This is a genomic window from Janthinobacterium sp. SUN120, assembly GCF_030397735.1.
Taxonomy (GTDB): Bacteria; Pseudomonadota; Gammaproteobacteria; order Burkholderiales; family Burkholderiaceae_D; genus Janthinobacterium; species Janthinobacterium kumbetense.
The window spans coordinates 2,154,416-2,173,801 of record NZ_JAPUBW010000001.1; the positions used below are offsets into that span (position 1 = coordinate 2,154,416).

Consider the following 19,386-nt stretch of genomic DNA (forward strand, 5'->3'; position numbering starts at 1 on the left):
ATGACGCAAGCAGAACGGCCACAGTGCATCCAGAACCCCGAGCACATAGACGCCGCGGCGATCCGCGCCGCCATTGCCGCTGGCAAGCAGGTGCTGGTGCAGTTCAATACCCTGGCCAAGCCGGAACCGCTGCTGGCCGACCTCGACGCCCTGGCCGCCACCTGCGGCACGGCGCTGACCATCCGCATCTACGGCTACGACCCGAGGGTGTTCGATGCCAGCATCCTGCGCGCGCTGCCGCATGTAGCCAGCCTGTCCATCGATTACCACCGGCAAGCCATCCATCTGGAAGCGCTGGGCGAGTTGCGGCATCTCAAGCGCCTGAGCCTGGGCGTGTACGAGCTGGCGCAAGCCGACATCCTGCAGCTGGAGAGTTTGCGCGGCCTCGAATACCTGCATCTGGGCGAGTCGGCCAAAAACAATATCGACCTGGCACCCCTGCGCCACTATACGCACCTGGCCAGCCTGGTCCTCGAAGGCCACCACCAGCGCATCGACACCCTGACCGGCCTGCCGGCGCTGAACGAGCTGTCGCTGTACCGCATCAAGAACAAAGTGCCGCTGGATTTCATCTCGGAGATGGGCCGTCTGGACAGGCTGCTGTTACAGCTGGGCGGCCGCGAATCGCTCGCGCACATCGAGGCGCCGCTGTTGAAGAAGCTGGAAGTGATACGCGTGCGCGGCCTGGAAACGCTGGGCGACATCGGCCGCTTCCCGTTGCTGCAGGCGCTATGGGTGGAAGACCAGATCAAGCTGCGGCAGATCGCGCTGGGGGCCAATCCCGTGCTCGAACGCCTGAACCTGCACACCTGCAAGACGCTCGACAGCCTGCCCGGCCTCGCCACCTTGCCCGCCCTGCGCCAGTTGTCGGCATCCGAGACCATGCTCGACATCGACGCATTGCTGGCGCATGGCTTGCCCCCGTCCCTGACGCATGCGCGCCTACGCACCGGCAGGAAAACACGCGACGACGCCATCGCCGCGCAGCTGGTGCAACTGGGCTACGAACCGGCGCGCCCTGCCTGAAATCAGCGACCGGCCGCCAGCTTGCGCTGCCACAAGGCCACGTCGATCATCACGCCGTCGGCGCCCGTGTTGCGGATGTAGACGCGGTAGCTGCCCTGCCCCATGTCGCCATCGAGGTAGGCCGTGCGCTCGTTGCGCTGCAGCCTGGCGCCCTTGGCCAGCTGGCGGTAGCGCTCCACCACCGTGTCGAAACTGGCATAGCTGCGCAGCGCCACTTCCAGGTCGCGCGGCGGGCGGCCTTCGGCATGGTCCAGCACATTGTTCTGTTTCTTGCCCTTCAAGGTGAGCGGATAGGCAAACACGCCGGCGCCGGCCGACGTCAGCACCGTGGACTTATCGAGCAGCAGCGCCAGCAGCGCCGGCGGATAGGCGGGCGGCAACTGGGCACGGTTCCAGCCCGGCAGGGCCGGCTGCGCCAGCACATATTCGACGCTGGCGATCTTTTGCCCATCGGCGCCCGCTTCCTTGTCGCCCGCGATCAGCGCCAGCATGGGCGGCAATTGCCGGGCCCAGGCCAGCAAGGGCGCCGCTTCGCCGACCAGCATGCCCTTGCGGTGGAACACAGTCAACACCGCGTTCGGATCGGGATTGCAGACTTTTGCCAGCGGCTGGCCCTCGAGGTGGCAATGCCCGTTGACGAGGCCAAAAGCGATGATGGCGCCGCGCTTGTCGAGCAGCATGGCACCCCGTTCGCGGCCCTGCTTGCGGTCATTCATCGACGCCAGCAACTGGCGGCCATCGGCCAGCACGCTGCGCGTGGCGTCGCGCTTTTCGCTGATCGCTTCGAGCGCCTGCGCCAGCAGCAATTCATCGTCTTCCGTGTAACTGCCGCGCGCGTAACCGAAGAAGTCGAACAGGGCGGCCCGCACCTGCGCATCGTCGCTCAGGCGCGGCAAGGGGCCGCCGGCCAGCAAGGAGGACAGGCTTTTCCCGGCCGGCGCGGAGGGTGCCGCCGTGGCGCCGGCGGACTGGGAAAGGACGCAGGCCGCTGCCAGCAAGGCGCCGCCCAGAGTACGGTAATTCGAAAAAATGATATGCATGATTCTGTCTGTCGGGGATTTGGCCGCAATTGCGGCCACGCAGGGCGCGCTGGCGATTCTAGCATGGCGCCAGCGCCCATGCGGTGCGGCTGGCGGACGGCCCATATGCCGGCGCGGCTGCTATGATGGCCGCAATGACGACACCAACCCACGCCTCGCCCCTGCTTGTCCTCCTGCCCGGCATGGATGGCACGGCCCGGCTATTCGACCGCTTTGACGCCGCCTTGCGCGCGCAGGCCGCCATCGATACCCTGGCCATCGCCTATCCGGCCGCGCCACTCGATTACGCGGCGCTGGAAGCGTTCGTGCGCGAGCGCTTGCCGCAGGAACGCCCTTTCGTCGTGCTGGCCGAATCGTTTTCCGGGCCGCTGGGGGCCGCCCTGCGCGCCGATCCGCCGCCCGGCATGCGCGCCCTGATCCTGTGCTGTTCATTCGTGCGCAATCCGCGCCCGATGCTGGCGCCACTGCGCCACCTGCTCGGCCTTGTGCCCTTTGGCGCCATGCCCGGCTTCGCCCTGCGCCAGGCGCTGCTGGCGCCCTGCTCCACGCCGCAACTGCAGGCGGAACTGGCGGCAGCGCTGGCGCAAGTGCCTCCCAGCGTGCTGCGCCAGCGCCTGCGCGCCGTGCTGGAAACCGACGCCTCGCGCAGCTTCGCGCGCGGCAGCTTGCCCGTGCTGTATCTGCGCGCCCGGCACGACCGCCTGGTGCCGCCGGCGAACGCCCTGCAGATACTGCGCCTGGCACCCGGCGCGCAACTGGCCGACATCGCCGCGCCGCACATGCTGCTGCAGGCGGCGCCGGAAGCGGCCGCCGTCGCCGTCGCCGCCTTTGTCAACGCCCTGTCAGCCGCGCAGGTATCCGCTTAAACGCGTGCCGGCCAGCACGGCCAGCACGGCCAGCCAGCTCAAACCACCCGCCAGCGCGCTGAAGTAAATGGCCCGCAGCGGATGCTGGGGCAGCAGATACGCGAGCACGGCCGCGCCCAGCAAGGCGCACAGCACCTGCTTCCACCTGCCGGGAGGAAGCAGCGCCAGCAGCAGATTCGTGCCCGCATACACGTAAAACACCAGCAGCAGCGCCAGGCCGCCGGCCACGCCGCGCGAGCCGAGGCTGCCGAACAGCTGCGTGTACAGGAAGAAACCCAGCCAGCTCAAGGCAATAAACAGCAGGCAGCCCAGCGCATGCGCGCCCAGGCCCGCCATCAGGCGAATTTTCACGGTTGCTTAAGTACAGGAATGAAGCGGTGGCCGCAGGCATGGCACATGAAGGTACGCGCATATTTGTCCTGCAAGGCGGCAGCCTCCTTGTCCCAATTGGCGACGAAGGTCGTTTGCGACAAGGCGATGGAGACGACGCCCCCTGCCACGAAGATCCAGAACAGGCCATTCGCGCCGGCCTGGTAAAAGACGACGGCGGCGATGACAAAAATGATCACGCCCAACACGATCAGCCCTGCCTTCTGGTGGGTCTGCATCGTCGGCCCGGCGGCCTGGCGTGACAGCAAGGTCTGGCTGCGCGTATGCGCATGACCGTGGATGAAATCGCCATCGATCCTGCCCGACATATGGGTAGAGGTGCCGGAAATGCCGGAGGCATGCACCATGGAGAGGCGTTGAACGTTGGAACTGTCACATGCCGGGCAATGCGCCATTGCTTTTTCCATAAAATAAAATAATCGCGCACTGTAGCATAAAAAAAGCCGGCACTTTCACGAGGAAAGGGCCGGCTTGATTACATCTGCAGCGAGGCGATTACTTCGCCGAATTGAGCAGCAATTCGTTGAGGCGTTTCACAAAACTGGCCGGATCGGCAAGCGAACCGCCTTCGGCCAGCATGGCCTGGTCGAACAGGATGTTGGCCCAGTCGCCAAACTTGCCGCCTTCCGCATCTTCGTACTTCAAACGCGTCACCAGCGGGTGGTTCGGGTTGATTTCCAAAATCGGCTTCGATTCCGGCGCGCTCTGGCCAGCAGCTTTGAGCATGCGCAGCAGGTTGCCCGACAATTCGTTTTCATCGGCCACCAGGCAGGCTGGCGAATCGGTCAGGCGGAACGTCACGCGCACATCCTTGGCCTTGTCGGCCAACACGGCCTTCATCTTGCCCACCAGGTCGGCGTACGAGGTTTCCGTTTCTTCGTGCTCTTTCTTTTCCGCTTCATCTTCCAGCGCGCCCAGGTCCAGGCCGCCTTTGGCGACGGAGACCAGTTCCTTGCCTTCGAAGTCCTGGATAAACGACAGCATCCATTCATCGACACGGTCCGTCAGCAGCAGCACTTCGACGCCCTTCTTGCGGAAGATTTCCAGGTGCGGGCTGTTCTTGGCGGCGGCGTAGTTGTCGGCCGTGACGTAGTAAATCTTGTCCTGGCCTTCCTTCATGCGCGCCACATAGTCGGCGAACGAGGTGATTTGCTCGTCGCTGTCGTTGGCCGTCGAGGCAAAGCGCAGCAGCTTGGCCAGGCGCTCCTTGTTGGCCGCGTCTTCGCCGATGCCTTCCTTCAGCACCTGACCGAATTCCTTCCAGAAGACGGCGTACTTGTCCTTCTTGTCCTGCTCATCCGCGTTCGCCAGTTCTTCCAGCATGCCCAGCACGCGCTTGGTCGAGCCTTCGCGGATCACTTTCACGTCACGCGATTCCTGCAGGATTTCGCGCGATACGTTTAGCGGCAGGTCGGCCGAGTCGATCACCCCGCGCACGAAGCGCAGGTAGGTCGGCATCAGCTGCTCGGCATCGTCCATGATGAAGACGCGCTTGACGTACAGCTTGATGCCGCCGCGCTTGTTGCGGTCCCACATGTCGAACGGCGCCTTGGCCGGGATGTACAGCAGCTGCGTGTACTCGCTGCGGCCTTCCACGCGGTTGTGCGTGTGCGTGAGCGGCGACTGGAAGTCGTGCGACACGTGCTTGTAGAATTCGTCGTACTGTTCCGGCGTGATGTCGGCCTTGTTGCGGGCCCACAGGGCGCTGGCCTGGTTGACGGTTTCGAATTCGTCTTTCAGGACAGTTTCTTTTTTCTCGTCGTCCCACTCTTCCTTCTGCATCACGATCGGCAGCGAGATATGGTCCGAATATTTGCGGATGATGGACTTGATCTTCCAGCTCGACAGCAATTCGTCTTCGCCTTCGCGCAGGTGCATGATAATGTCCGTGCCGCGGCCCGTTTTTTCGATAGTCTCGATGCTGTAATCGCCTTCACCGGCCGATTCCCAGCGCACGCCCTCGGAGGCGTCCACGCCGGCACGGCGCGTTTCGACGGTGATCTTGTCGGCGACGATGAAGCCGGAATAGAAGCCCACGCCGAACTGGCCGATCAGGGCCGCGTCCTGCTGCTGGTCGCCCGACAGCTTGCCGAAGAATTCCTTGGTGCCCGACTTGGCGATGGTGCCCAGGTGCGAGATTGCCTCGTCGCGGGTCATGCCGATGCCGTTGTCGGAAATGGTGATGGTGCGCGCATCCTTGTCGAAGCTGACCTTGATCTTCAATTCGTGATCGTTGCCGTACAAGGCGTCGTTATCGATCGCTTCAAAGCGTAACTTGTCGGCCGCGTCGGACGCGTTCGAGATCAATTCGCGCAGGAAGATTTCCTTGTTCGAGTACAGGGAATGGATCATCAGGTGCAGCATTTGCTTCACTTCGGTCTGAAAACCCAGGGTTTGCTTTTCGGAGACAGCCATTTTTACCTCATAGTCTTGTGGATGGGACGGATTCTACGGAGTTGGGGATGGTCCAAGCGATTTCAAGAGCCCCAGCCGAATGTCCTGCAATGCCCAGTTTACCCCAGTGCGCGGTCGAAAAACGCCCAGATGCGCTCGTCCTGCACCGTGGCCAGGTTCAGGCGCATGCGGGTCGACGGCAGCTGGCGCGGCGAAAACAGGCTGCCCGGCGCCAGCACCAGGCCCTGAGCCAGCGCCTTTTCGGCCAGTACATTCGTGTCGCAGCCCGCATCGGCCCACACGAACATGCCCGCCGACGCCGGGTCGAAGCGCAAGCCCGCCTGCTCGACCTTGCGGTACGTGCCCTCGCGCACCTTGTCGAGCCGCGCGCGCAGGCGCTCCGCATGCTTGCGGTACAGCCCCTGCGAGAGGATTTTATACACCACGCGCTCGCCGATGTCGCTGGTGGTGAGCGTTGCCAGCATCTTGCGGTCGGCCAGGCGCTGCGCCCGCTCCGCAGAGGTGGCGATGAAGCCCACGCGCAGGTTCGCCGCCAGGCTCTTGGAAAAGCCGCCCAGGTAAATTACGCGGCGCAGCTGGTCCAGCGCGGCCAGGCGGGTGGCCGGCTGCACCGCGCCGCCCGGGTGCATGTCGCAATAAATGTCATCCTCGACGATCAGGAAATCGTGCTGTTCGGCCAGGCGCAGCACCTGGAAAGCCTTGGCCGCCGACAGCGACGTCGAACTGGGATTGTGCAGCACCGAATTGATCACGTACAGCCTGGGACGGTGCAGCGCCGCCAGCTCGGCCAGCACGGCGATATCGGGGCCGTCGGCCAAGCGCGGGATGCCGATGACATTCATGCCCATGGCGGCAAAAGCGCCGAACATCAGCCAATACGCGGGATCGTCGACGAAAATCGTTTCACCGGGACGGGCAAACTCGCGCGCCACCAGATCCAGCGCCTGCATCACGCCCACCGTGGTGACGATCTGCTCGGGCGGACAGCCGATTTCCAGCCCCGCCAGCTTCAGCTGCAACTGCTGGCGCAACGGCAGGAAACCCTGCGGCGCGCCGTAGCCCAGCAGCAAACTACCAGGCTGGCGGCTGACGTCGCGCAAGGCGCGCGCCACCAGGTCGCCATCGAGCCACTCGGCGGGCAGCATGCCGGAGCCTGGCGCGGGGATGGCCGGCGTCTGGCGGAACATGTTACGGATCAGCCACACCACGTCCATCGGCTGCGCCGCCGCATCCTGCGCGCCAGCGGGCGGCAAGGGGGTGTTCAACGGCGAGCGCTCGCACACGAAAAAGCCGGCGCCGCGCCGCGATTCCAGGTAGCCGCGCGCCACCAGCTTGTCGTAGCTGGCCACCACCGTGGCGCACGACACGCTCAGGCTGGCCGCGCACTGGCGGATCGACGGCATGCGCGCACCGCCGCGCAGCAGCTTATCGTCGATGCGCGCCGCCAGCGAGCGCACGATCTGGTCGATCAGGGTTTCGCCCGAGACGCGCGACAGCAAAGGGAGTGTATTGCTCATATGACCATCACAGTATGTGAAATTATGCGTGGAAGTGTATTTGTACTGTATTGCTATTGCACCCTAGGATAGCAGTATCGGGCAGTTTAATCCATGCCCATACCTTGTCACGCCAGCCTCGGGAATCCCATGTCTTCGCACACCAGCACCATCGTTTCCAACCATCCACCGCGCCTCGGCGCCGACCGCACCGGCCTGTTGCTGGGCTTGATCGCCGTCGCCCTCTTCAGCCTGACCCTGCCTTTTACGCGGCTGGCGGTGGCCGAACTCGACCCCACCTTCGTCGCCCTGGGCCGCGCCTTGGTGGCCGCCGTCCTGGCCGGCCTGTGGCTATGGCAGCAGCGCGCGCCGATGCCGCGCCGCGAACAATGGCTGCCGCTGGCGCTCGTGTCGCTGGGCTGCGTACTGGGCTTCCCCTGGCTGACGTCGATCGCCATGCGCAGCCTGCCCGCCTCGCACGGCGCCGTGCTGGTGGGCATCCTGCCGCTGGCCACCGCCGTGTTTGCCGTATTGCGCGGCAAGGAGCGCCCATCGCTGGGCTTCTGGCTGATGGCCCTGCTCGGCACGGCGCTGGTGGTGGCCTTCGCGCTGCGCCAGGGCGGCGGCAGCTTCCACCTGGCCGACTGGCTGATCTTTGCCGCCGTGCTGCTGGCCGCGCTCGGCTATGCCGAAGGCGGGCGCTTGGCGCAAGCCATGCCGGGCCAGCATGTGATTTCCTGGGCGTTGCTGCTGGCCGTGCCATTTGTCTTGCCCGTGGTGCTGTGGAACGCCTGGCCGCAACGCGCGCTCATGGCGCAGGCCAGCAGCGCGGCCTGGCTGGGCTTTGCCTACATTTCCGTGTTTTCCATGTTTATCGGTTTCTTTTTCTGGTACCGGGGCATGGCGCTGGGCGGCGTGGCGCGCGTGGGACAGACGCAGTTGCTGCAGCCTTTCCTCACCCTGGTGGGCGCGGCGGTGCTGCTGCACGAACCCCTGACAGGTGAAAGCCTGCTGTTTGCGGGCGCCGTGATCGCCGTGGTGGGGATCGGGCGCAAGCTGAAGTAACGCTCCTTGACGCCCATTTGCAACGCCGTTGCGCGTGCGGATGGGCAGAGCGGCGTGCAAGCCGTACAATACCGCAGCACCATGGCGACGCCTATCCGGCGCCGCTTGCGCACGCACCGCCACAAGCGGGCCAACAAATCCAGCCGGCGCAGCTCGGCATCTTCTGTGAGACTCGTATGAAAATTGAAAATCCGAATCCGATCCAATGGCGCTTTGCCGAACGCGCGGAACAGCTGCAAAGCTCGTTCATCCGTGAAATCCTGAAGATCACGCAGCGTCCCGAGATCATCTCGTTTGCCGGCGGCCTGCCCTCGCCCGCCACCTTCCCCGTGGAAGAAATGAAAACCGCCTTCGACAAGGTCCTGTCGAACAATGGCAAGGTCGCCCTGCAATACGGCCCGACCGACGGCTATCTGCCGCTGCGCCAGTGGATCGCCGACTCGCTTTCCAGCAATGGCAGCACCATCCTGCCGGAACAAGTGCTGATGACGTCCGGCTCGCAGCAGGCACTGGACTTGCTGGGCAAGGTCCTGATCGACGAAGGCAGCAAGGTATTGGTGGAAACCCCCAGCTACCTGGGCGCCCTGCAGGCGTTTTCCGTCTACCGTCCCGAATTCGTTTCCGTCGATACCGATGACGAAGGCCTGGTGCCGTCGTCTGTCAACCCCGTCGCCGATGGCGCGCGCCTGCTGTACGCGCTGCCGAACTTCCAGAACCCGACGGGCCGCAGCCTGTCCGTGGCGCGCCGCGTGGAACTGGTGGAAACTTGCGCCCGCCACGGCCTGCCGCTGATTGAAGATGATCCGTACGGCGCCCTGAGCTACAGCGGCGAACCGTATCCGAAGATGATCAACATGAATCCGGACGGCGTGATCTACATGGGCTCGTTCTCGAAAGTGCTCACGCCCGGCATCCGCCTCGGTTACGTGGTGGCGCCGATGCCACTGGTGCGCCGCCTGGAACTGGCCAAGCAGGCGGCCGACCTGCACACGTCGCAGCTGACGCAGATGGTCGTGCATGAAGTGATCAAGGATGGCTTCCTGGACCGGCATATCCCCAGCATCCGCAGCCTGTACGGCAACCAGTGCCAGGCCATGCTGTCGGCGCTGGAAGAGCACTTCCCGGCAGGCGTCACGTGGACCAAGCCTGAAGGCGGCATGTTCATCTGGGTTACTCTGCCGAAGCACATCGATGCGATGAAACTGCTCGATGAAGCCATCGCCAACAAGGTCGCCTTCGTGCCGGGCGCGCCGTTCTACGCCAACACGCCGGAAACGCACACCTTGCGCCTGTCGTTCGTGACGGTACCGCCGGAACGCATCCGCGAAGGCATCGCCATCCTCGGCAAACTGATCGCCGCAAAAATGTAATAGTTAATAATAAGGAGGCAAAAAACGCCTCCTTATTATTTAAAAAACAATAATTTTCAAGAAATACATTAAAACCCTCATTAAGTAATGGCGCCATTTATTTTTATTGCCAATAAAATACCAACATAATCATAAAATTTCTAATCTCTAATTTGCGCAGCAATATCAATTTTACGTGCAATAATTGGGAAAATTTTTCCATCCATCCCAAATGAATCAAGAAGATTTAGCATCTCACCTGCCTTATTAGCCTCATCCCGAGTATAAGAATTTGCATTCATTACATCAATCAATTTCTTTTTAAATTCTTTCTTACGCTCATCATTTCTATCCTCTGTTACGAGAAGTGCATGAAGAATTCTACCTTCTGTAGAATTGAGTGCAATTTCGCCCTCCGGCTTAGCACGGAAGAAATTCAAAACTTCATCTGGAGACAAAATTCCTTTTACTGTCTGATAGAAAAATTCTTGATCAACAGCTCTTAGCACGACAAGTAATGCTACATGTATCGGATTCGATGAATGACCCATTGGTGTTTGATCAAGCACGAGTTTCATTCTAGTTATACAACGTTCCTGAGTCCTTAACGTCAACCGTAAAATTCGGGAAAGCAATGTTAAAAAACGAGTAAATTGACCGCACTGATATGCTCCCCCGTCCTGCGAATGCAGGGAAAACAACGCACTTAGGCCACATCTAGCCACTGCCATTTCTACAAATTTCTTATTATGAGGAAGCGGTAGTCCGAATTCCAAATCGATGAATTTACGCAAGTATTCTGCTGCGTTTATACGTTCACCATACACTGCAGCAGTTGCGGCCTCAAGTTGGCGTTTATCAACAGAGAGAATAAATGCAATGTTTGGCACATCAAACATATGCTTTACACGCTCCAGAAGAGATATTGCAAAATCGGGGCGACATCTATCCAATTCATCAATGAAAAATACCAAAGTAGAATTTTTTTGTGCAAGCTCAAGTTGGCTAACGGCATGTTCCAGTTCACTTCGAAATGAAATATTAAGTTTAGTTTCATTTTGAAATATCTCCACGATATCACTGACTGCATCCCCTGCTGCATCACGGACAATCTCGTCCAAACCATCTTCAATGTCAAGTACTCCTGCCGTCCCGACCTTCACCCCAGCAACAAGAACACGCCTCGCAATTTTCCCTGTTATATTTCTAACTTTGGCCAGCCCGGCTTTCAACTTACCGGTCTTATCTTCAGCCTTAGGCAGTGCTTCATCTAAAGCTGCCACCATCGCCACAAGCGGATCACTAACATGATCCGCTTTCCATGCATTAAAATTTACCGTTTGATAATTTTTATTAATTAGAACAGCATTTAACATTCCAATAAAAGTTGATTTCCCAGAACCATATGGGGCATCTACAGCTATAACAAGTGGCTTACCACTCGCCTTTTCAATAACGTTCGCCATAAACTCTACCATTACAGCACGATCTAGAGCGTCATTCTTGAAAGGCTCACTGAGTGGAATGTCAATTTCAGATATTCGAAAGCTCATGATATTTAACAATTATTTGAATATAAACAATGTAGATTATCACAATCCGGCTAGTGAATTTCATAACTCAACTAAAATACTTTCCGCGCCAAACTGCGACAACTCATCCTCTCACCGGGAGACTTTTCCCGCCACATTACACCGGGAGGTGCAGCGGCACAGCAAGCGTCTTTTTCGCCCAAAAACCGCCTTCACGACAGCAATTGCGTGTATTTATTTCCAAAAATAGCATAAAAATAATGTTTTACCACCTCGCACAACGTCGATTTTTTTACCCAAAAAATTGGCAAGGCGGTATGATTTGACCGCTGTCGCAGATTTGAACCCGGTCAGCATCACCGAAAGTGCAGCAAACGCTGGCATCGCAAAGTACATCGAGAAGGCCGGAAGCAATGAGTCCAGGCAGTGTGGAGCATTCCCAGCGGCGCGAGGCCGCCATTTTGATTGTCGACGATGCGCCGGCCAACCTTGAGCTGCTGCGCAAACTGATGAGCGAGCAAGGCTACCAAACCTATGTCGCCACGTCCGGCGAACGGGCGCTGGCGATCGCCCAGCGCGCCCACCCCGACCTGATCCTGCTCGACGTGCTGATGCCGGACATGGACGGCATCGAAACGTGCCGCCGCCTCAAGCAGCACCCGCTGACGCAGGGCATCCCCGTCATCTTCATGAGCGCCAAGACGGAAACGGAAGACGTGGTGGCCGGCTTCGACTGCGGCGCCGTCGATTACATCAGCAAGCCGCTGCGCATGGCCGAAGTGTGCGCGCGCGTGCGCGCCCAGCTGCAAATCCGCAGCAACAATGAAACCCAGCAGGAACAGGCCGAGCGCCTGCGCACCATCGTCAACAACATGGCCGAGGGCTTGCTGATCATCGAAGCCGATGGCCGCATCCAGTACACCAATCCCGCCTGCGACCAGTACCTGGGCTACCGCGAAAACGAACTGGCCGGGCGCTCCATCGGCGAGTTGCTCAGCCCCCTGGTGACGCAGGAATACCTCGATTACTTCACCATGCACGCGGCCAATCCGGAAAAAGCGCACAACCACGGCACGCGCGAAGTGGCGATCCGCCACCGCAACGGCGAGGCGCTGAGCATGGACCTGACCCTGACGCCCATGTATCTGCGCCAGCCCCTGTATATCGGCCTGCTGCACGACATCACGCACCACAAGCAGTCGGAAGACGCCTTGCAGCGCGCCGCCTATCTCGACCCGCTGACGCAGATCGCCAACCGCCGGCATTTCGACAGCTTCCTGGAAAAGGAATGGCAGCGCGCCGTGCGCGGCGGCGGCGTCCTGTCGCTGGTGGTGCTCGACGTCGACCACTTCAAGCTGTACAACGATAGCCTGGGCCATCCGGCCGGCGACAGCTGCCTGCAGCAGGTGGCGCAAGCCATCGCCTCGCACGCCGCACGCCCCGGCGACCTGGCGGCCCGCTACGGCGGCGAGGAATTCGTCCTGCTGTTCGCCGACACGGATGCCGAAGGCGCCCTGCACCTGGCCGCAGCCATCCGCGCGCACATCGAGGCGCTGCAGCTGCCGCACCCGCGATCGATCACCTCGCCGTGGATCACCGTCAGCATCGGCGTGGCGACCATCCGCCCGCACCAGCTGGACGACCGCGAAGCGCTGTTCGTCGCCGCCGACCGCGCCCTGTACGTGGCCAAGGAAGGGGGCCGCAACCAGGTGCGCGTCACGCAATCGGGCAGCGCGGCCTGGGAAACGGTGAAAGCGCTCGTCCTGCGCTAGCCGGTCACTTTTCAGGATAGCCGGTGATGTCGGCGATTTCGCGGTACAGGGGCTGCAGCCGCGCATACATCTTGCGGTACACGCGCCGGTACAGTTTTTCATAGACCTTGCTGTGCCCGGGATCCGGCTGGAATACCCTACCCTTGCGCGTCATGGCTTGCACGGCGGCGGGAAAGTCCGCATGCCAGCCCAGGCCCACGCTAGCGGCGATGGCCGCGCCCAGGCCCGAACTTTCATACACGTGGGCGCGCGCGGCGGGCAAGCCGAAGATGTCGGCCGTCAGCTGCATGGCCGCATCGCTTTGCGAACCGCCGCCCGCGATGCGCAGCTCCGTGATGGCGATGCCGCTGCGCTGCTCGATGCGCTCCTTGCCTTCGCGCAGCGCATACGCGAGACCTTCGAGGATGGCGCGATAGATGTGCGCGCGCGTGTGCACGTCGCCAAAGCCGATCATGGCGCCCTTCGCTTCCGGCCCCGGCACCTTGATGCCGGGACTCCAGTACGGCTGCAGCATCAGGCCCATGGAGCCGGGCGGCACGGCCTCGACCAGGCGGTCGAACAGCGCTTCGGCGGACAAGCCCGTGCCATCCTCGGCCGCCGCCGCCCGTTCGCGGTCGCCGAACTGCTCCTTGAACCAGTTGACCATCCAGTAGCCGCGGAAGATCTGCACTTCCGTGCTGTAGGCACCCGGCATGGCGGCCGGATACGGCGGAATGAAGCGCGTCACTTCCACGTATTTGCGGTTGGTCGTGTTGATGGTGGCCGTGGTGCCGTAGCTGAGGCACGCCACGTGCGGTTCGACGCAGCCGGCGCCCAGCACCTCGCACGCCTTGTCGGCGGCGGCCGCCAGCAAGGGCGTGCCTTCCAGGATGCCCGTCGCCGCGGCGGCGGCCCTGGTGATGGCACCCATGCGCGTGCCCGGCGTTACCAGCTCGGGCAGCATGGCGCGTCGAATCGCCAGCGCCTGCCATTTCCAGTCGAAGCGCCCGGCCCAGGCGTGGCGCTTGTAGTCGAAGGGAATATACGCCACTTGCGAGCCCGTCGAATCGACGTAGTTGCCGCAGAGCCGGTGGTTCAAAAAACCCGACAGCAGCAGGAATTTGTGCGTGCGACGCCAGATGTCGGGCTGGTGCGCACTGATCCAGTTGATCTCGGCCTCGCGGCGGAAGTAGCGTATCGTGCCGTCAAGACGCGTGGCGCGGAAGGCAGCGCGCCACCATGGCGCCAGCCGGGGAATGTCGCGCGTGCTGCGCTGGTCCAGCCAGGTGATGGCGGGCCGCAACGGTGCGCCATGTTCATCCACGTTGACCACCGTGCCGCGCTGCGTGGTCACGGCCACGCCGGCCACCGAGGATTTGGCTATGTCCGTGCCGCGCCACAGCTGCTGGCACGCTTCGCATACGGCTTGCCAGTAGCCGTCGGCGTCGTGCTCGGCCCAGCCGGGGTGGTCGGAGTAATACGCTTCCAGGAAGACTTGCGCCTTGGCCGCCAGCTTGCCGTCGCGATCGAACAGCAGCGCGCGCACGCTTTGCGTGCCATTGTCGATGGAGAGGATATACGGGCCATCGCCCGCTGCGGAGGTCATGGCTCAGGCCACGCTGGCCAGCGCGGCGCGCAGCGCCTGCAGCAGCGCCTGCGGATCCTTGTCCGGCTGCGCGCTGAACACGGGCGCGTCCCAGTCCTGCCCCCGCACGGCCACCACGCGCAAGCGTCCCTGCGCATTCCAGGCCGGATACCAGCCCACGTCGACGATGTCGCCATTCGCGCACGTGATTTGCAGCAGGTCTTCGCCCAGGTCGTCGGCGAGGGCATCCACGGGCAGGCGCAAGTCCAGCGGCGACAGGCTGTCGTAGCTGATGCGGGCGTCGCCCAGCGCCAGGAGCTGGCCAAACAGGGTAGTTTCGATGATGCTCTCCTCTTTTATATTCTTATCGCTGCTTGTATCGCCGCATTTATCGCTGTTTTTATCATTGCTTCATTCGCCTTGCGGCACGCTGTAATGGCGGCGCCACAGGGCCAGGTAGCGCTGCTGCTCTTCCTCCCAGCGCACATCGTCCCAGCCCAGTTCCTGCTGGCAGACGGCGCGCAGGCGCGGCATGATAGCAAGCGCGCCGCCGGCCAGCTGCAAACCGAGGCGCGTGCGCCGCAGCAGCAAGTCGTCCAAGTGCTGCACGTCCTCGTTGCGCGCGCCCCAGCGCAGCTGCGCCCATAAGGTCTGCGTGCCGGGAACCGGCGCCAGTTCGCCCTCCTGCGCCGCATCGCACAGCGCTTGCGCGGCCGCGCCATGACGGCCCAGCAGGCGTTCGCGCTGCTCGCCATCGAGCGCCAAGGCCTTGCCCGACAAGGGCGGCGACGGGTCAAAGATCGGCAAGGGGCGCAAATCCGCCTGCCAGCCCGGCAGCAGCGGCGCGGCGCGGCGCAATGCGTCCAGGGCAATCACGCGAAACGTCGTCAATTTGCCGCCCGCCACCGTCAGCAAGCCGTTTTCCAGCCATAGCGCATGTTCGCGCGCTTCCTTCGACGGGTCAAGCTGGCCGCTGTCGATCACGGGGCGCACGCCGGCAAACGTGGCCAGCACATCGTCTTCGCACAGCGCCAGCTGCGGAAACTGCCAGCGCAGCGCCGCCAGCAGATAATCGAGTTCGCCGCGCGTGATGGCCGGCTCCAGGTCCAGGCTGGCGCCATGGTCGACATCGGTGGTGCCCACCAGGGTCACGCCCTCCCAGGGATACGCAAACACGGGGCGGCCATCGTGCGGGTGCATCAGGCTGACGGCTTGCGCCAGCGGCAGGCGCCAGGCCGGCAACAGCAGATGGCTGCCGCGCAGGGGCCGCAGTTTCGGCGGCTCTCCCACCTGGCCGCGCAAGCCGTCGGCCCAGGCGCCCGTGGCGCTGATCACCAGGCGCGCGCGCACAGTGAGTGCCCTGCCATCGACCGCATCGTTCAAGGTGGCGCCGGCGACCTTGCCATCGTCGCGCAGCAGCGAGTCCACGCCCAGGTAATTGACGGCCACGCCGCCATGGCGGCGCGCCTCCTGCAGCACGCGCAGCACCAGGCGCGCATCGTCCGTCTTGGCGTCCTGGTACAGCATGCCGCCCCGCAGGCCATCGCGGTTGACATGCGGCGCCAGCATGGCGAAATCCGCCGCATCGACATAGCGGCGCGCGCGCCGGCCCGCCATCACGTCATAGATGGCCAGGCCCAGCATGAACTGGCGCCGGCCCGGCTTCCGGCCCGTGTAATCGCCAAAGGCAAAGCCCTGCGGCTCGACCAGCCCCGCCGCATCCGTCAGCAAGGCTTGCCGCTCATGCACCGATTCGCGCGTCAGCGCGAACTGTCCCTGCTTCAGGTAGCGCAAGCCGCCGTGCACCAGCTTCGAGGAGCGGCTCGACGTGCCCCAGGCGAAATCGCGCTGCTCCACCAGCAGCGCCGTCAAGCCGCGCCGCGCCGCTTCCAGCAGGATGCCGGCGCCCGTGATGCCGCCGCCGACGATCAAGATATCCCACTCGCGCGCCAACAGCGCGGGCAGCCCGTCGCGGCGCCTTGCCCCGTTCACAAGCCGCCTCCCGCTTCGGGCAGCAGTTTGCCGGGATTCATCATGCCCTGCGGGTCGAACTGGCGCAGCAGCGCGCGCATGGCGGCGATGCCCAGCTCTCCCTTTTCCGCCGCAAGCCACGGCGCGTGGTCCGTGCCCACGCCATGCTGGTGGCTGATGGTGCCGCCGTTGGCGACGATGGCGGCGCTGGCCGCGTCTTTCAAGGCACGCCAGCGCGCCATGTTTTCCTCGAACGTGGCGGCCAGCCGGTACACATACGTCGTGTAGACGCTGGCGCCCTGTGCGTACACGTGCGACAAATGCGTGTACGCGTGCACCTGCTCGCCATGCTGCGCCAGCGCTTTGGTGCCCGCCTGCTCCAGCGCCGCCATCATCGCCGTGACGCGCGGCCAGTCGACGGCCGTTTCCACCGTGTCGATGACATAGCCGTGTTCCCACGCGCCGTTGCGCAGGTAAACGTTGCGAAAACGCCCCTGCTTCCATTTGTCGCCCATGTGCCGCCCCACGTGCACGCCCTTGTGCCGCCGCGCCAGCGCCAGGGCGCCGCGCAGGGCCGCGCGCGCCGGCCCGGTTTCGCCGCTGACGCCCAGCATCAGCATGCACTTGCCTTCGCCGCAGCCGCGCAGCGACAAATAGCGCTCCAGCAAGCCCACCAGCTTCTTGTGCCCGGCCAGGGTCAGCATGGTCTGCGTTTCGAGCGCATTCGACAGGCGCAGCATGCACAAGGACAGCCGCGACTGGGCCAGCGCCCGCACGGCCGCTTGCGCCTGGCCCCAGTCGGCGAAAAACACGGCGTGGAACGCTTCATACGGCGGCAGCGGCGAAACGCGCACCGTGGCCTGCGTCAGGATGCCCAGCCGCCCTTCGGAGCCAAGCACCATTTCGCGCAGGTCGATACCAGCCGCGGAAGCGGGAAACGTGGGAATGCTCAAGGTACCGGCCGGCGTTTCCACTTCGCCGCCCGCAAACAGCTGCTCGATGCGGCCATAGCGCAGCGATTGCTGGCCCGACGAGCGCGTGGCGATCCAGCCGCCCAGGGTCGAATACTCGAACGACTGCGGGTAGTGGCCCAGGGTGTAGCCGTGCGCGCGCAACTGCGCTTCCAGGTCGGGGCCATACACGCCCGCGCCGAACGTGGCCAGCTGCGCTTCGCGGTCCAGGTGGCCCAGCGCGCACAGGCGCACGAGGCTGAGCGCCAGCACGGGGCGCGGCCCCGCCGCCACCGTCAAATGCCCGGCCACGCTGGTGCCGCCACCGTGGGGAATCACGGCCACGCACGCCTGGCGCGCATACGCGAGCAGCTGGCGCACCTGCAGCGCGCTGCCGGGAAAGGCCACGCCATCGGGTACGGCGCCGATGCGGCCATGGCGCAATTTGAACCAGTCGGGCAGACTTTGGCCGAGCGCATGGCGCACGCGCGTGGCAGGCAGGGTGTCGATCAGCGGATGCGGCGCCAGGCGCGAAGCGGGCACCTGCGCGCAGGCGTCGTCGAAGGTGGCATCGGCAATGGCGCTGCCCGGCCCCAGGCGCTTGCCCAGGAAGGCCAGCGCGTCCTCGCTCAGCGCATACGTGATGCTCTCGTCTCCCCAGCCATTCCAGCGTTGCATCGACATCCCCTGTGTTCGGCCAGTTGCGCGCCACGGCGGCTTGCTATACTGTTCTTGCCTGTTCAACAGCATATGCCGCCACAGGCCAAGGGTATTGGTTTTTCATGACAATCGCATTGTTCCATCATGACAAGCACTGACGGCCGGGTCGCCGGCGCCTATCTGCAGCCGCTGCTGGAAGCGGCCGGCGCGCACGGCATCCCCATTGCCGCCCTGGCGCAGGCGGCCGGCGTGGCGCCGCACAGCCTGGAAGCGTCCGCAGCCAGCCTGGCCGCGCGCGACTACGTGCGCCTGCTCGATGCGGGCGCGCAACTGGCGGGCGATGCGCATTTCGGCCTGCACGTGGGCCAGCGCGTGCGCATGGGCACCTACAGCGCCTACGGTTTGATATTGCTCAGTTGCAGCAACGTGGGCCAGGCGCTGGAACAGACGGCCCGCTATGAACGGCTGGCGCACGACCTGGGCCGCTCGACCCTGCAGCGCGACGGCGCCGTCGCGCACTACCGCTGGGCAAGCAATTACCCGGGCGCCAGCCGGCACCTGGTCGACAGCGTCTTTGCCGGCATCCGCGTGTGCGGCGACTGGCTGGCGGGCATGCCGCTGCCGCCGGCCCGCCTGGCGTTCACGCACGATGGCGGCGGCGACCTGCTGCGCCACGCGGCGCACCGCGACGAATATGTGCGCGTGCTGGGCAGCCTGCCCGCCTTCAATGCCCCTGCCAACACGGCCACCTTCGATGCGCAATTGCTGGACTGGCCCGTGCCGAACGCCGACGTCAGCCTGTACCCCGTGCTGTGCCAGCATGCGGAACAACTGCTGGCGCAGCGCCAGGCTGAAAACGACACTGGCGGCGCCATCGACGCGCAAGTCCACGCGGCCATCGTCGCGGGCTTGCGCCACGGGTCGGCGCGGCTGGCCACCGTTGCCGCCACCTTGGCCGTCACGCCGCGCACCCTGCAGCGCAAGCTGGCCGACGCGGGCACCAGCTTCCAGGCCCTGCTGGACCAGGCCAGGTACGGCCTGGCGCGCGATTATCTGCGCGCGCCGGATTTGTCGCTGGTCGACATCGCCTTCCTGCTCGGCTACCAGGAGCAAAGCGCGTTCAATCACGCGTTCCGCACCTGGGCGGGTACCAATCCCGGCGCCTGGCGCTTGCAGGAAATGCAAGAGAGGCAGCTTGACCGGCAGCAAGCCCCATAGGCGTGCGCGGGGCATGCGCGGCGCGTTTTCTGGCTATACTGGCATAGTCAGGTTTTCCACGATCACTCCAAC

The 19,386-nt window shown here is 63.5% G+C and carries 16 protein-coding genes; 6 read left to right on the forward strand and 10 right to left on the reverse strand.

Annotated features, from left to right (window positions below; genetic code table 11):
* A complete protein-coding gene (locus O0879_RS09505) occupies positions 1 to 1,026 on the forward strand; it encodes a hypothetical protein (protein WP_289916091.1) in 1,026 nt (341 codons plus the stop codon).
* A gap of 2 nt (positions 1,027 to 1,028) precedes the next feature.
* Here O0879_RS09505 and O0879_RS09510 read toward each other — a convergent pair whose 3' ends face one another.
* Positions 1,029 to 2,066: a hypothetical protein gene (locus tag O0879_RS09510; RefSeq protein ID WP_289916092.1), complete on the reverse strand. Its 1,038-nt coding sequence runs from the start codon at positions 2,064 to 2,066 to the stop codon at positions 1,029 to 1,031.
* 134 nt (positions 2,067 to 2,200) lie between these two features.
* On the opposite strand from O0879_RS09510, the gene O0879_RS09515 reads away from it, so the two are divergent.
* Complete coding sequence (locus O0879_RS09515; RefSeq protein ID WP_289916093.1) at positions 2,201 to 2,932, forward strand: alpha/beta hydrolase; 732 nt, start codon at positions 2,201 to 2,203, stop codon at positions 2,930 to 2,932.
* On the opposite strand, the gene O0879_RS09520 is transcribed toward O0879_RS09515, so the two are convergent.
* The 4 genes from O0879_RS09520 to O0879_RS09535 all read right to left on the reverse strand — a co-directional run bounded on the left by O0879_RS09520 (position 2,909) and on the right by O0879_RS09535 (position 7,254).
* On the reverse strand, positions 2,909 to 3,283 hold the full coding sequence (locus O0879_RS09520; RefSeq protein WP_289916094.1) for a hypothetical protein: 375 nt from the start codon (positions 3,281 to 3,283) through the stop codon (positions 2,909 to 2,911). The genes O0879_RS09515 and O0879_RS09520 overlap by 24 nt on opposite strands.
* Entirely contained in the window at positions 3,280 to 3,669 is a 390-nt protein-coding gene (locus O0879_RS09525; protein ID WP_251351884.1) for a hypothetical protein, read from the reverse strand. The genes O0879_RS09520 and O0879_RS09525 overlap by 4 nt, the downstream gene beginning before the upstream one ends.
* Positions 3,670 to 3,817: 148 nt before the next feature.
* Positions 3,818 to 5,737, reverse strand: coding sequence for a molecular chaperone HtpG (gene htpG, locus O0879_RS09530; RefSeq protein WP_289916095.1), 1,920 nt, complete (start codon positions 5,735 to 5,737; stop codon positions 3,818 to 3,820).
* Positions 5,738 to 5,835: 98 nt separating this feature from the next.
* Positions 5,836 to 7,254, reverse strand: a complete 1,419-nt coding sequence (locus O0879_RS09535; protein WP_289916096.1) for a PLP-dependent aminotransferase family protein — start codon at positions 7,252 to 7,254, stop codon at positions 5,836 to 5,838.
* 129 nt (positions 7,255 to 7,383) lie between these two features.
* On the opposite strand from O0879_RS09535, the gene O0879_RS09540 reads away from it, so the two are divergent.
* Both O0879_RS09540 and O0879_RS09545 read left to right on the forward strand, forming a co-directional pair.
* The gene (locus tag O0879_RS09540) at positions 7,384 to 8,298 is read left to right on the forward strand and encodes a DMT family transporter (RefSeq protein ID WP_289916097.1); all 915 of its coding nucleotides are present in this window, start codon (positions 7,384 to 7,386) and stop codon (positions 8,296 to 8,298) included.
* A 176-nt stretch (positions 8,299 to 8,474) separates the two neighbouring features.
* Positions 8,475 to 9,668, forward strand: coding sequence for a PLP-dependent aminotransferase family protein (locus O0879_RS09545; RefSeq protein WP_289916098.1), 1,194 nt, complete (start codon positions 8,475 to 8,477; stop codon positions 9,666 to 9,668).
* A 140-nt stretch (positions 9,669 to 9,808) separates the two neighbouring features.
* On the opposite strand, the gene O0879_RS09550 is transcribed toward O0879_RS09545, so the two are convergent.
* Positions 9,809 to 11,200: a P-loop NTPase fold protein gene (locus O0879_RS09550; RefSeq protein ID WP_289916099.1), complete on the reverse strand. Its 1,392-nt coding sequence runs from the start codon at positions 11,198 to 11,200 to the stop codon at positions 9,809 to 9,811.
* A 392-nt stretch (positions 11,201 to 11,592) separates the two neighbouring features.
* Here O0879_RS09550 and O0879_RS09555 point away from each other — a divergent pair, with 392 nt between their 5' ends.
* Positions 11,593 to 12,951 (forward strand): diguanylate cyclase, encoded by a 1,359-nt coding sequence (locus tag O0879_RS09555; RefSeq protein WP_289916100.1) that lies wholly within the window; start codon positions 11,593 to 11,595, stop codon positions 12,949 to 12,951.
* Between the two features lie 4 nt (positions 12,952 to 12,955).
* Here the strand turns inward: O0879_RS09555 and O0879_RS09560 are convergent, their stop codons facing one another.
* From O0879_RS09560 to O0879_RS09575, 4 genes are all read right to left on the reverse strand, one after another.
* Positions 12,956 to 14,536, reverse strand: a complete 1,581-nt coding sequence (locus O0879_RS09560; RefSeq protein ID WP_289916101.1) for an FGGY-family carbohydrate kinase — start codon at positions 14,534 to 14,536, stop codon at positions 12,956 to 12,958.
* A gap of 3 nt (positions 14,537 to 14,539) precedes the next feature.
* On the reverse strand, positions 14,540 to 14,767 hold the full coding sequence (locus tag O0879_RS09565; RefSeq protein ID WP_289911874.1) for a hypothetical protein: 228 nt from the start codon (positions 14,765 to 14,767) through the stop codon (positions 14,540 to 14,542).
* A gap of 159 nt (positions 14,768 to 14,926) precedes the next feature.
* The gene (locus tag O0879_RS09570) at positions 14,927 to 16,507 is read right to left on the reverse strand and encodes a glycerol-3-phosphate dehydrogenase/oxidase (protein WP_289916102.1); all 1,581 of its coding nucleotides are present in this window, start codon (positions 16,505 to 16,507) and stop codon (positions 14,927 to 14,929) included.
* Positions 16,504 to 18,114, reverse strand: a complete 1,611-nt coding sequence (locus O0879_RS09575; protein WP_289916103.1) for an FAD-binding oxidoreductase — start codon at positions 18,112 to 18,114, stop codon at positions 16,504 to 16,506. Before O0879_RS09575 ends, O0879_RS09570 begins: the two co-directional genes overlap by 4 nt.
* A gap of 126 nt (positions 18,115 to 18,240) precedes the next feature.
* On the opposite strand from O0879_RS09575, the gene O0879_RS09580 reads away from it, so the two are divergent.
* Positions 18,241 to 19,314 (forward strand): AraC family transcriptional regulator, encoded by a 1,074-nt coding sequence (locus tag O0879_RS09580; RefSeq protein WP_289916104.1) that lies wholly within the window; start codon positions 18,241 to 18,243, stop codon positions 19,312 to 19,314.
* The last annotated feature ends 72 nt before the right edge of the window (positions 19,315 to 19,386 follow it).

Excerpts from the sequence above, each read along its gene's own strand:
- O0879_RS09505 (WP_289916091.1), top strand. The coding sequence starts at position 1 with ATGACGCAAGCAGAACGGCCACAGTGCATCCAGAACCCCGAGCACATA.
- O0879_RS09510 (WP_289916092.1), bottom strand. The coding sequence starts at position 2,066 with ATGCATATCATTTTTTCGAATTACCGTACTCTGGGCGGCGCCTTGCTG.
- O0879_RS09515 (WP_289916093.1), top strand. The coding sequence starts at position 2,201 with ATGACGACACCAACCCACGCCTCGCCCCTGCTTGTCCTCCTGCCCGGC.
- O0879_RS09525 (WP_251351884.1), bottom strand. The coding sequence starts at position 3,669 with ATGGTGCATGCCTCCGGCATTTCCGGCACCTCTACCCATATGTCGGGC.
- htpG (WP_289916095.1), bottom strand. The coding sequence starts at position 5,737 with ATGGCTGTCTCCGAAAAGCAAACCCTGGGTTTTCAGACCGAAGTGAAG.
- O0879_RS09535 (WP_289916096.1), bottom strand. The coding sequence starts at position 7,254 with ATGAGCAATACACTCCCTTTGCTGTCGCGCGTCTCGGGCGAAACCCTG.
- O0879_RS09540 (WP_289916097.1), top strand. The coding sequence starts at position 7,384 with ATGTCTTCGCACACCAGCACCATCGTTTCCAACCATCCACCGCGCCTC.
- O0879_RS09545 (WP_289916098.1), top strand. The coding sequence starts at position 8,475 with ATGAAAATTGAAAATCCGAATCCGATCCAATGGCGCTTTGCCGAACGC.
- O0879_RS09550 (WP_289916099.1), bottom strand. The coding sequence starts at position 11,200 with ATGAGCTTTCGAATATCTGAAATTGACATTCCACTCAGTGAGCCTTTC.
- O0879_RS09555 (WP_289916100.1), top strand. The coding sequence starts at position 11,593 with ATGAGTCCAGGCAGTGTGGAGCATTCCCAGCGGCGCGAGGCCGCCATT.
- O0879_RS09560 (WP_289916101.1), bottom strand. The coding sequence starts at position 14,536 with ATGACCTCCGCAGCGGGCGATGGCCCGTATATCCTCTCCATCGACAAT.
- O0879_RS09575 (WP_289916103.1), bottom strand. The coding sequence starts at position 18,114 with ATGCAACGCTGGAATGGCTGGGGAGACGAGAGCATCACGTATGCGCTG.
- O0879_RS09580 (WP_289916104.1), top strand. The coding sequence starts at position 18,241 with ATGACAAGCACTGACGGCCGGGTCGCCGGCGCCTATCTGCAGCCGCTG.